Source organism: Streptomyces sp. NPDC104831, assembly GCF_055583025.1.
Genome location: NZ_JBVJOT010000113.1, coordinates 1 through 11,386, shown reverse-complemented (window position 1 = coordinate 11,386; position 11,386 = coordinate 1). Strand labels below are relative to the sequence as shown.

Annotated in this window: 9 protein-coding genes; 5 read left to right on the top strand and 4 right to left on the bottom strand. The window is 72.9% G+C overall.

Annotated elements, in window-relative coordinates; genetic code table 11:
* Positions 1–118: 118 nt before the first annotated feature.
* The gene (locus ACZ63H_RS37815) at positions 119–649 is read right to left on the bottom strand and encodes a DUF4245 domain-containing protein (RefSeq protein ID WP_469872996.1); all 531 of its coding nucleotides are present in this window, start codon (positions 647–649) and stop codon (positions 119–121) included.
* A gap of 127 nt (positions 650–776) precedes the next feature.
* On the opposite strand from ACZ63H_RS37815, the gene glpX reads away from it, so the two are divergent.
* Complete coding sequence (glpX, locus tag ACZ63H_RS37810; protein ID WP_469872995.1) at positions 777–1,811, top strand: class II fructose-bisphosphatase; 1,035 nt, start codon at positions 777–779, stop codon at positions 1,809–1,811.
* 100 nt (positions 1,812–1,911) lie between these two features.
* Here glpX and ACZ63H_RS37805 read toward each other — a convergent pair whose 3' ends face one another.
* Positions 1,912–2,286 (bottom strand): WhiB family transcriptional regulator, encoded by a 375-nt coding sequence (locus tag ACZ63H_RS37805; protein ID WP_189997456.1) that lies wholly within the window; start codon positions 2,284–2,286, stop codon positions 1,912–1,914.
* 174 nt (positions 2,287–2,460) lie between these two features.
* A complete protein-coding gene (locus ACZ63H_RS37800) occupies positions 2,461–3,150 on the bottom strand; it encodes a DUF1707 SHOCT-like domain-containing protein (RefSeq protein ID WP_469872994.1) in 690 nt (229 codons plus the stop codon).
* A gap of 211 nt (positions 3,151–3,361) precedes the next feature.
* On the opposite strand from ACZ63H_RS37800, the gene ACZ63H_RS37795 reads away from it, so the two are divergent.
* Positions 3,362–5,032: a fumarate hydratase gene (locus ACZ63H_RS37795; protein ID WP_469872993.1), complete on the top strand. Its 1,671-nt coding sequence runs from the start codon at positions 3,362–3,364 to the stop codon at positions 5,030–5,032.
* Between the two features lie 56 nt (positions 5,033–5,088).
* Here ACZ63H_RS37795 and ACZ63H_RS37790 read toward each other — a convergent pair whose 3' ends face one another.
* Positions 5,089–6,612, bottom strand: a complete 1,524-nt coding sequence (locus ACZ63H_RS37790) for a ricin-type beta-trefoil lectin domain protein (protein WP_469872992.1) — start codon at positions 6,610–6,612, stop codon at positions 5,089–5,091.
* A 103-nt stretch (positions 6,613–6,715) separates the two neighbouring features.
* On the opposite strand from ACZ63H_RS37790, the gene ACZ63H_RS37785 reads away from it, so the two are divergent.
* The 3 genes from ACZ63H_RS37785 to ACZ63H_RS37775 all read left to right on the top strand — a co-directional run bounded on the left by ACZ63H_RS37785 (position 6,716) and on the right by ACZ63H_RS37775 (position 11,258).
* The gene (locus ACZ63H_RS37785; protein WP_469872991.1) at positions 6,716–8,113 is read left to right on the top strand and encodes a class II fumarate hydratase; all 1,398 of its coding nucleotides are present in this window, start codon (positions 6,716–6,718) and stop codon (positions 8,111–8,113) included.
* A gap of 84 nt (positions 8,114–8,197) precedes the next feature.
* Complete coding sequence (fomD, locus tag ACZ63H_RS37780) at positions 8,198–8,887, top strand: cytidylyl-2-hydroxypropylphosphonate hydrolase (protein ID WP_469872990.1); 690 nt, start codon at positions 8,198–8,200, stop codon at positions 8,885–8,887.
* Between the two features lie 268 nt (positions 8,888–9,155).
* On the top strand, positions 9,156–11,258 hold the full coding sequence (locus tag ACZ63H_RS37775; protein WP_469872989.1) for a SpoIIE family protein phosphatase: 2,103 nt from the start codon (positions 9,156–9,158) through the stop codon (positions 11,256–11,258).
* The last annotated feature ends 128 nt before the right edge of the window (positions 11,259–11,386 follow it).

Genomic DNA, 11,386 nt, shown 5'->3' with positions numbered 1-11,386 from the left:
CTCCCCCCCACCCCCCCCCCCCCCCCCCCCCCCCCCCCCCCCCTCCCCCCCCCCCCCCCCCCCCCCCCCCCCCCCCCCCCCCCCCCCCCCCTCCACGCATACGGGGACGGGTGCGCGGTCACCGCGTCTTCAGCGCCGCCGCCAGCGTCGTCAGGTCCTTCAGGGGGGCGGTGCCGGCCACCACCGTCGTGGCGCCGGGCGCGTCCTCGAGAACCAGGGCGTCGTAGCGGCCGCCGGTGTAACGGGTCCAGGTACGGCCGTCGATCCGCTCGGTGTGCTTGCCCGCCGAGCCGCCCTGGGTCGCGTCCTCGATGAACTCGGCGCGCTTGTGCGTGGTGGACTGCTCGACCTGCGCGTACTGGCCGTCCGGGGTCTCGAAGCCGAGGTGCCAGCGGTCGCCGTCCGCGCCCTTGAAGCGTACGGAGGTGGCTTTCCAGGTACTCGGCAGGCCCTCGGGCGCGGCCACCGGGTAGCTCGCCGCCCGGCGGGCCGTGAGCAGTTCGACCTGGTAGTCGACCCGCTTGAGGTCGGGAGCGCGATCGTCGTGCGGGATGGTGAAGAAGTACACGACCAGCGACGCGACGACGATCAGGGCCAGGGAGAGCACCATGTCCCGGGCCGTCTTCTGCTTGCGGTTCGAACCTGCCACGTCCCCTATCGTCGCAGGTGTCCCGGGCGCTCATCCGTGGGGTCCCCTGCTCATTTTGTATGCCTAACGATAGAGTCGAGTCCAAGACCCTCATCCGGCCGTCGTCGTATCAGAAAGGTGCGCTCCGATGACCGAACACCATCACCTGCCGTCCGAGCTCGATGTTCCCTCGGAGGCCCCCGACCGCAACCTCGCTTTGGAACTCGTCCGGGTGACCGAGGCCGCCGCGATGGCCGCGGGCCGCTGGGTGGGGCGCGGCGACAAGAACGGCGCCGACGGTGCCGCGGTGCGCGCCATGCGGACCCTCGTCTCCACCGTGTCGATGAACGGCGTGGTCGTCATCGGCGAGGGCGAGAAGGACGAGGCCCCGATGCTCTTCAACGGGGAGCACGTGGGCGACGGCACCGGCCCCGAGGTGGACATCGCCGTCGACCCGATCGACGGCACCACGCTGACCGCCAAGGGCATGCCGAACGCGATCGCCGTCCTCGCCGCCGCCGAGCGCGGCGCCATGTTCGACCCGTCCGCGGTGTTCTACATGGACAAGCTGGTCACCGGCCCCGAGGCGGCGGACTTCGTCGACATCAACGCGCCCGTCGCGGTGAACATCCGCCGGATCGCCAGGGCCAAGCGGTCCACGCCGGAGGACGTCACCGTCGTCATCCTCGACCGGCCGCGCCACGAAGGGCTGATCCGGGAGGTCCGGGAGGCCGGCGCGCGCATCAAGCTGATCTCGGACGGCGACGTCGCCGGCTCGGTGTACGCGCTGCGCGAGGGCACCGGTGTCGACCTGCTGCTCGGCATCGGCGGCACCCCCGAGGGCATCATTTCGGCCTGCGCCGTGAAGTGCCTGGGCGGGACCATCCAGGGCAAGCTGTGGCCGAAGGACGACGAGGAGCGGCAGCGGGCGATCGACGCCGGCCACGACCTGGACCGGGTGCTCACCACCGACGACCTGGTCTCCGGGGAGAACGTCTTCTTCGTCGCGACCGGGATCACCGACGGGGAGCTGCTGCGCGGGGTCCGGTACCGCTCCGAGACGGCGCTGACCGAGTCCATCGTGATGCGGTCGAAGTCGGGGACGGTCCGCCGGATCGACTCCGAGCACCGGCTGAGGAAGCTGCGGGCCTACAGCGCGATCGACTTCGACCGGGCGAAGTAGGACCGCGGAACCCGGGACGCGGGACGGCCCGAGAGAACCCGAGAGAACCCGAGAGAAGGGGCACCCTCCGCGTGGAGGGTGCCCCTTCCGCGTGTCCGTCTCAGCCCGCCATGCGGTTCGCCGCGGCCCGTGCCGCCTTCTTCAGCTCGACCTCCCGGCGGCGGCGCCGGGCCAGCACCACCCGGCGCTCGGCCGCCGTCAGGCCGCCCCAGACGCCGTACGGCTCGGGCTGGAGCAGGGCGTGCTCGCGGCACTCGACCATGACCGGGCAGCGGGCACAGACCCGCTTGGCCGCCTCCTCGCGGGAGAGCCGGGCGGCGGTGGGCTCCTTCGACGGGGCGAAGAACAGGCCGGCCTCGTCGCGCCGGCACACCGCCTCGGTGTGCCAGGGTGCGTCTTGGTCCCTGTCTCGCGCTGGCACCCGCTGGACCGGAACGCCAGCTACCTGCAGGGACGAATGCGGCGGTTGCAGCACGGTCTACTCCTGACGACGGCTTCGCGAGCGAGAGACGATGCAGCAAGGCCTACCCGCTGTGCGCGCGCCTATGCACAGCGTTGGCACCGGTGAGCCCGCGGCGGCTCGTTCGCGCCCCCGGGCCGGCGCCGCCGGCGCACGGGGGCGTTCCGGTCACCGGCGGATTCACGACCGTCACCGGCCGAGGTGCCTGCGCAGTTTCCGGTCGACCTTGTCCTGGACGCGCTCCAGGATGTCCGAGACGGTCCTGCCGCGCCGGGGGCGCGCCTCCACGCTGCCGAGGACCGCCCAGCCGTCGACGTAGACCACCGGCGCGGCGGAGTCGACCGAGTCCAGCGGGCTCACCTCGAACTTGCCGAGCACCCCGCCCCCGGTGCCGCGCAGCGAGATGTTCTCCGGGACCCGGATCTGGACCTCGCCGAAGACGGCGACCGCCTTCACGACCACCTGCTGGTACTCGAAGATCGCCTCGCTGAGGTCGATCTCCACGTTGCCGAAGACCGCGTACGCGTGCAGCCGGCGCCCGGCGCGCCAGCGGCCCCGGCGCATCGCGCTGCTGAACACCGCCACCACGTTCGCGTCGGCCTCCGCCGGGATCGCGCCCGGCTCGGGGCGGGGCGGGACGGGGGTGTAGGCGGGGGCGGCCGGGCGGGCGTAGGCGGCGGGCAGGTCCCGGATGAAGGCCTCCAGCTCGCCCACCGTCTTGGCGTTGAGGACCCCGTCCACGCGCTCGGCGTGCTCGTCGGCGGTCAGCCGGCCCTCGGCCAGGGCCTCGCGGAGGATGTCGGCGACCCGGTCGCGGTCGGCGTCCGAGGCGCGCAGCTCGGTCGCGGGTGTGGGTGCGGTCTGCTTGTGAAGGTCCACGGCCGCAGCGTACCGAAACACGATAGATCGCGACAGCCCCGGCCGGGGCGCCCCCGCGCCCCGGGGAGCATCCCCGCCCCGGGCGCCGCCCACCCGCGGCACCGCCGACTGAGCCTTACCTCACAGGTTCGCCGTCGGCGGCAGGTTCTACGCTGGGGAGGCTCGCCAGCGTCGGCGGGCGGCCGTCCGTCAGAGTGAGGAATGGGCTGAGATGCCTGAGTTCGCGTACACCGATCTGCTCCCCCAGGGCGAGGACACCACCCCGTACCGGCTGGTGACCTCCGAGGGCGTGTCCACCGTCGAGGGACCGGACGGCCGGACGTTCCTCAAGGTGGAGCCGGAGGCGCTGCGCAAGCTGGCCGAGGAGGCCATCCACGACATCCAGCACTACCTGCGCCCGGCCCACCTGGCGCAGCTGCGCCGGATCATCGACGACCCGGAGGCGTCGGCGAACGACAAGTTCGTGGCGCTGGACCTGCTGAAGAACGCGAACATCGCGGCGGCCGGCGTGCTGCCCATGTGCCAGGACACCGGCACCGCGATCGTCATGGGCAAGCGCGGGCAGCACGTGCTGACGGCGGGCGAGGACGAGAAGCACCTCTCGCACGGCATCTTCGACGCCTACACCAAGCTGAACCTGCGCTACTCGCAGATGGCTCCGCTCACCATGTGGGAGGAGAAGAACACCGGCTCCAACCTGCCGGCCCAGATCGAGCTGTACGCGACCGACGGCGGCGCCTACAAGTTCCTGTTCATGGCCAAGGGCGGCGGCTCGGCCAACAAGTCCTTCCTGTACCAGGAGACGAAGGCCGTCCTGAACGAGTCCTCCATGATGAAGTTCCTGGAGGAGAAGATCCGTTCGCTCGGTACGGCCGCCTGCCCGCCGTACCACCTGGCGATCGTCGTCGGCGGCACCAGCGCCGAGTTCGCGCTGAAGACCGCCAAGTACGCCTCCGCGCACTACCTGGACAACATGCCGGCCGAGGGTTCGCCGCTCGGCCACGGCTTCCGGGACAAGGAGCTGGAGGAGAAGGTCTTCGAGCTGACGCAGCGGATCGGCATCGGCGCGCAGTTCGGCGGCAAGTACTTCTGCCACGACGTCCGCGTGGTCCGGCTGCCCCGGCACGGCGCGTCCTGCCCGGTCGCCATCGCCGTCTCCTGCTCCGCCGACCGCCAGGCGCTCGCGAAGATCACGCCCGAGGGCGTCTTCCTGGAGCAGCTGGAGACCGACCCGGCGCGGTTCCTGCCCGAGACCACGGACGAGCACCTGGACGAGTCCTCCGACGTGGTGCGGATCGACCTGAACCAGCCGATGGACACGATCCTCGCCGAGCTGACCAGGTACCCGGTCAAGACGCGGCTGTCGCTGACCGGTCCGCTGGTCGTGGCGCGGGACATCGCGCACGCCAAGATCAAGGAGCGGCTGGACGCGGGCGAGGAGATGCCGCAGTACCTCAAGGACCACCCGGTGTACTACGCCGGCCCGGCCAAGACCCCCGAGGGCTACGCCTCCGGTTCCTTCGGCCCGACCACGGCCGGCCGCATGGACTCCTACGTGGAGCAGTTCCAGGCGGCGGGCGGCTCGAAGGTGATGCTCGCCAAGGGCAACCGCAGCAAGCAGGTCACCGACGCGTGCGCGGCGCACGGCGGCTTCTACCTCGGCTCCATCGGCGGCCCGGCCGCCCGCCTGGCGCAGGACTGCATCAAGAAGGTGGAGGTCCTGGAGTACGAGGAGCTGGGCATGGAGGCCGTCTGGAGGATCGAGGTCGAGGACTTCCCGGCGTTCATCGTCGTGGACGACAAGGGCAACGACTTCTTCCAGGACCCCGCTCCCCAGCCGACGTTCACCACCATTCCGGTGCGGGGCCCCGGGCTGGCCTAGTCCGCACGCGGATCCCGGGGCGGGCGCCGGACGAAGGCGCCCGCCCCGGTTCCCCGTCAGCTGAAGCGCTGGGCCGCCGAGCCGTCGCAGGTTTGGAGCCTGACCCGCTCCTTCGCCGCCGTCAGGGTCAGGCACAGGCCGGGTGCCGCCGCCGGGCGGATCGTGTCCGCCTGGCGGACGAACCGCTGGTTGGCGCCGCCGTGGCAGTTCCACAGGACCAGGCCCGTGCCGGCGGTGTAGGAGCCGTCCGGCACGTCCAGGCACCGGTCGTGGGTCAGTTCCACGTGCAGCGCGCCCCGCCCGGCGTCGTACCACCAGCCCTGGTTGCGGCCCCCGTGGCAGTCCCAGCCGATCACCTCGGTGCCGTCGGCGCTCGATCCGCCCGAGGCGTCGAGGCAGGCGCCGGTGGCCCGGCCGGTCAGCGGGCGGAACGCGTCGTCCCAGGCGCCCGGGTACAGCTCGGGCGTGCCGGTGCTCGCCGGGTCGGCGCAGCCCGCCTCGCGCAGCCCCGAGCCGTAGAACCGGGTCAGGCACGCGGCGAAGGCGGCGTGGCCGCGGGCGTTGGGGTGGAAGGACTGCCGTACCGAGTTGGCGTCGGCCGGGAAGGGATTGCCGAGGTCGACGTACAGGCCCCGGGCCCAGGTGTCCTCCATGCAGACCTCGTGGCCGTGGAAGAGGCGCGAGCCGTCCAGGTAGGAGGCGCCGCTCCGGCGGGCCGCCTCGCGCATGCCGCGCTCGAAGAGCGGGACGGCGCTGTCGCGGCCCCAGGCGCTGTCGGAGTCGTAGCCGGCGCAGCCGCCCGCCAATTTGCCCGGGAAGCCGGGGTTGTCGTGGATGTCTGGGCCGATGGGGCTCGGGTAGCCCATCAGGACGAGTTCGTAGGCGTCGTCGGTGTAGCCGGCGTCCCGCATCACCGTCTTCAGGTCGGCGACGGTGGCCTCCACCTTGGGGACGAGGGCGTCCACCCGGGCCTGCCAGCCGGGCGCGTACTTCGGTGCGCAGGCGCCCTGGAGGGTGAGGTAGCGGGTGACGCAGTCGGTCATCACGGGCCCGAACTGGAGGTCGTCGTTGGCGCCCGCGACGAGGACGATCATCTTGATCCGGGTGGTGCGCGCCTTGACGGCGAGGCTGTCGCTCTGGACGGGTTCGTCGGCGTACTGCCGGGTGCCGCCGATGCGGATGTTGCCGGTGGTGGCGCCCGAGCAGGCGACGTTGTAGGTGACGTCGGCCGGGATGCCGGTGCGGTGGACGGCGGCCCGGGGCGAGCGGTGGCACCAGTTGTCCGGGCCGTCGGTGCCGGCTTCGTAGCTGCCCGTGCCCTCGCCGGATATCTCGCTGTCACCCAGGGAGACGAGCGAGGTCTTGCGGTCGGCGAGGGGCCGCTCGGCCGGGTCGCCGTAGAGGGCGGCGGCCTCGGCGGCCCTCAGCCGTTCCAGGTCGGGCGGGAGGGGGGTGGCCGCCGCGGCGGCGGGTGCCGCGTGGGCGGTGGGGGCCGCGAGGCCCGCGAGCACGGTGGCGGCCGTCGCGACAGCGGCGGCCGTACCTCTGATCCTGGACCCGATGGATCCGACGCGTTGCATGACGCCTCCCCTAAGCAGGTGTTACCCCCGGTATTTACTGGCAGGTAGTCAGATGGGGAATACGTGTGACGCGACACGTGCTCATGTTTTCGGAGGTACGACGATGACGACCGAAGAGCCGCAGTACCGGATCGAGCACGACTCGATGGGCGAGGTCCGGGTCCCGGCCCATGCCAAGTGGCGCGCGCAGACCCAGCGCGCCGTCGAGAACTTCCCCCTCTCCGGACAGCGCCTCGAACGCGCCCACATCGAGGCCCTGGCCCGCATCAAGGCGGCCGCGGCCAAGGTGAACGCCGAACTGGGAGTGCTGGACGGGGACATCGCGCGGGCGATCCAGGAGGCGGCCGGGGAGGTCGCCGCCGGCACCTGGGACGAGCACTTCCCGGTGGACGTGTTCCAGACCGGTTCCGGGACCTCGTCCAACATGAACACCAACGAGGTCCTCGCGACGCTGGCCACCGAGCGGCTCGGCCGCGACGTGCACCCCAACGACCACGTCAACGCCTCGCAGTCGTCCAACGACGTCTTCCCGTCCTCGATCCACATCGCGGCCACCGCGGCCGTCACCCACGACCTGATCCCGGCCCTGGAGCACCTGGCCGCGGCCCTGGAGCGCAAGTCCGCCGAGTTCGCCGACGTGGTGAAGTCCGGCCGCACCCACCTGATGGACGCCACCCCCGTGACCCTCGGCCAGGAGTTCGGCGGCTACGCGGCACAGGTCCGCCACGGCGTCGAGCGGCTGCACGCCTCCCTGCCGCGCCTGGCCGAGCTGCCGCTGGGCGGCACGGCGGTGGGCACCGGCATCAACACCCCGCCCGGGTTCTCCGCCGCCGTCATCGAGGAGGTCGCCCGGGTCACCGGGCTGCCGCTCACCGAGGCCCGCGACCACTTCGAGGCCCAGGGCGCCCGCGACGGCATCGTGGAGACCAGCGGGCAGCTGCGCACCATCGCGGTCGGCCTGACGAAGATCGCCAACGATCTGCGCTGGATGTCGTCCGGCCCGCGCACCGGCCTCGCCGAGATCCGGCTGCCCGACCTCCAGCCCGGCTCCTCGATCATGCCGGGCAAGGTCAACCCGGTCGTCCCCGAGGCCGTGCTGATGGTCGCCGCGCAGGTCATCGGCAACGACGCCACCATCACCACGGCGGGCGCCGCGGGCAACTTCGAGCTGAACGTGATGCTCCCGGTCCTCGCCAAGAACGTCCTGGAGTCCATCCGGCTGCTCGCCAACGCCTCCCGGCTGCTGGCCGACCGGACGATCGACGGCATCACCGCCGACCGCGAACGCGCCCGCGAGTACGCCGAGTCGTCCCCGTCCGTGGTCACCCCGCTGAACAAGTACATCGGTTACGAGGAGGCCGCGAAGGTCGCCAAGAAGTCCCTCGCCGAACGCAGGACGATCCGCGAAGTCGTCCTGGAGGGCGGGTACGTGGAGCGCGGGGACCTGACGCTCGCGCAACTCGACGAGGCGCTGGACGTCCTGCGGATGACGCGCCCGTAGCCCGGGAACGAACGTTTCCGGCCACCCGGGGCGGCCGTGACGCGCACCGCAGCGTCGTATGCCGGGGGCACCTAAAATCTGTCCATGACGGACGACGGAGCGATGGCACGAGTGACGGCGGGAGCGGCGACGCACTGGGCCCCGGGAACGCACATCCTGTGGCGCTACCGGGAGAACGGGGGCGAGCAGTTCCACATCGCCCGGCCCGTCACCGTCGTACGCGACGACGCCGACCTGCTGGCGGTGTGGCTGGCCCCGGGCACCGAGTGTGTGAGACCCGTCCTCGCCGACGGCACGCCCGTGCACCTGGAGCCGCTGGAGTCCCGCTACACCAAGCCGCGCGCGGTCCAGCGGGACCGCTGGTTCGGCACGGGCGTGCTGAAGCTGGCCCAGCCCGGCCGTCCCTGGTCGGTGTGGCTGTTCTGGGAGCCGGGCTGGCGGTTCAAGAACTGGTACGTCAACCTGGAGCAGCCGCTTGCGCGCTGGGCGGGCGGGGTGGACTCCGAGGACCACTTCCTGGACATCACCGTCGGCCCCGACCGCAGCTGGCACTGGCGGGACGAGGACGAGTTCGCCCAGGCCCAGCGGGACGGCCTGATGGACCCGGCGACCGCCGAACGGGTGCGGGCGGCGGGCCGGGAGGCCGTGGAGGTGATCCAGGCGTGGGGCCCGCCGTTCCCGGACGGCTGGCAGGACTGGCGCCCGGACCCCTCCTGGGCGGTACCTTCTCTACCCGAGGACTGGGACCGCACGCCCGCGCATGTGTCCTCATGAGACCCTTGATGCGCCCCCGGACGGGAAACGTAGGATCGTCCTCCGCAAGGGCGCGTGAACGCAACTACCGGAGCATGCGCCGGGGCTGACCGATCGTCACCGAGGGACGGCAGGACGTGAGCGAGGGGTACCAGGGCACCACCACGAAAGCCGGCCCCGCGGGAATTCCGTTCCCTGGGCACGTATTGCGGGTATCGGGACTTCGGCGGGACCAACTGCGCGCCCGGCGCATCCGGCGCGCAGCCCCGGACGGACGGATGCGACACGCGTGACGGAGCAGCCCACCTCCATCGAGCGCCCCCAGCCGGGCGCCGACCCCGCGGAGGCCCGCGGGGCGCCCCCGCGTACCCAGGAGCAGTCCGCGCGGCCGCTCGGCGACCCGGCCTTACCCGCACAGGCCCGTACCGACACCACGCCCGCCGGGCCGGGCACGGCCATGTCCCGCGGCAAGGGAAAGGACGGCATGGGGAAGGAGCACCCGGTGGGCGGCCCCGAACACTCCCAGCCCGCCGTCACCGAACCCGGCGCGCTGCGCCCGCGGCCCGCGCCGGACGGCATCCCGGCGCAGCCCGGGGCGGGCCAGGAGCGCGCGCCGGAGGGTCCGGAGCGCCGTACCGGGCGGGTCGTGCCCTCGGGGCGGCCGATGCCCATGCGGCGTGACGGGGACCGGCTCAGGTTCGTGGGCGCGGCCACCCGGCGCATCGCCCGCGGGCTCGACCTGGACGAGATCGTGATGGGTCTGTGCCGGGCCACCGTGCCGACGTTCTCGGACGCGATCCTGGTCTATCTGCGCGATCCGCTGCCGGTCGGCGACGAGCGGCCCACCGGCCCGGTGGTGCTGCGGCTGCGCCGCACCGACCGGATACCGGACGAGCGGGACACCGACGGGGTGCTGCTGCCGTCGGCGTTCGAGCCGGAGCCGGAGCCGTCCGTGCTGGCGGACCTGTCGGCGCTGACCACCGAGCTGTGCGAGGTGCGGCCGGGCGGCGCGCTGAACGAGGTGCTGCGCGGGGTGCGTCCGGTGTTCGCCGACGCGCCCGCCGCCCGGGCCGCGCTGCCCGAACTGCTCGGCGAGAGCGGCGAGGAGGTCGTACCGGGCGGGCAGCACGCGATCCTCGCGCCGCTGCGCGGCCGGCGCCGGGTGATCGGCGCGGCGCTGTTCCTGCGCCGCCCGGACCAGCCGGCGTTCGAGGCGGACGACCTGCTGGTGGCCGCCCAGCTGGCCACGCACAGCGCGCTCGGCATCGACAAGGCGGTGCTGTACGGCCGGGAGGCGTACATCGCCGACGAGTTGCAGCGCACCATGCTGCCCGAGACCCTGCCCCGGCCCACCGGTGTCCGGCTGGCCTCGCGGTACCTGCCGGCGGCGGAGACGGCCCGGGTCGGCGGCGACTGGTACGACGCGATCCCGCTGCCGGGCAGCCGGGTCGCCCTGGTCGTCGGCGACGTGATGGGCCACTCGATGACCTCGGCGGCGATCATGGGCCAGCTGCGCACCACCGCGCAGACGCTGGCCGGGCTCGACCTGCCGCCGCAGGAGGTGCTGCACCACCTCGACGAGCAGGCGCAGCGCCTGGGCACCGACCGCATGGCGACCTGTCTGTACGCGGTCTACGACCCGGTGACGCACCGCATCACGATCGCCAACGCCGGCCATCCGCCGCCCGTGCTGCTGCACCTGGGCGGCCGGGCGGAGGTGCTGCGGGTGCCGCCGGGCGCGCCGATCGGCGTCGGCGGGGTGGACTTCGAGGCGGTGGAGCTGGACGCGCCCGCCGGGGCGACCCTGCTGCTGTACACCGACGGGCTGGTGGAGTCCCGGCTGCGGGACGTGTGGACCGGCATAGAGCAGCTGCGCGAGCGGCTGGCCGCGACCGCCCGGCTGACGGGGCCGGACCATCCGCCGCCACTGGAAGCGCTGTGCGACGAGGTGCTGGACATGCTCGGCCCGGGCGACCGGGACGACGACATCGCGCTGCTCGCCGCCCGGTTCGACGGGATCGCGCCGAGCGATGTCGCGTACTGGACGCTGGAGCCGGAGCGCACGGCCCCCGGCCAGGCCCGCCGGCTGGCCCGCCGGGCGCTCGCCCGCTGGGACCTGGAGGACCTGTCGGACTCGGTGGAGCTGCTGGTCAGCGAGGTCGTCACGAACGCGGTGCGGTACGCGTCGCGGCCGGTGACGCTGCGGCTGCTGCGCACGGACGTGCTGCGCTGCGAGGTCGGCGACGACGTGCCGCAGCTGCCGCGCCTCAGGCAGGCCCGGGCCACCGACGAGGGCGGGCGCGGCCTGTACCTGGTCAACAAGCTGGCCCGGCGCTGGGGGGCGACCCGGCTGAGCACCGGCAAGGTGGTCTGGTTCGAGCTGAACCGCTGAGCCGTCGCACGGCCCAGGGGGGGGGGGGGGGGGGGGGGGGGGGGGGGTGGGGCTGGGTGGGGGGGGGGGGTGGGTGGGCGGGTGTGGGGTTTTTCTCCGAGGCCGTTCCTTGATTGGTCGGGTTACTC

What these genes read in the sequence shown, in the direction of transcription:
- glpX (WP_469872995.1), top strand. Translation starts at nt 777, where the DNA reads ATGACCGAACACCATCACCTGCCGTCCGAGCTCGATGTTCCCTCGGAG.
- ACZ63H_RS37795 (WP_469872993.1), top strand. Translation starts at nt 3,362, where the DNA reads ATGCCTGAGTTCGCGTACACCGATCTGCTCCCCCAGGGCGAGGACACC.
- ACZ63H_RS37790 (WP_469872992.1), bottom strand. Translation starts at nt 6,612, where the DNA reads ATGCAACGCGTCGGATCCATCGGGTCCAGGATCAGAGGTACGGCCGCC.
- ACZ63H_RS37785 (WP_469872991.1), top strand. Translation starts at nt 6,716, where the DNA reads ATGACGACCGAAGAGCCGCAGTACCGGATCGAGCACGACTCGATGGGC.
- fomD (WP_469872990.1), top strand. Translation starts at nt 8,198, where the DNA reads ATGACGGACGACGGAGCGATGGCACGAGTGACGGCGGGAGCGGCGACG.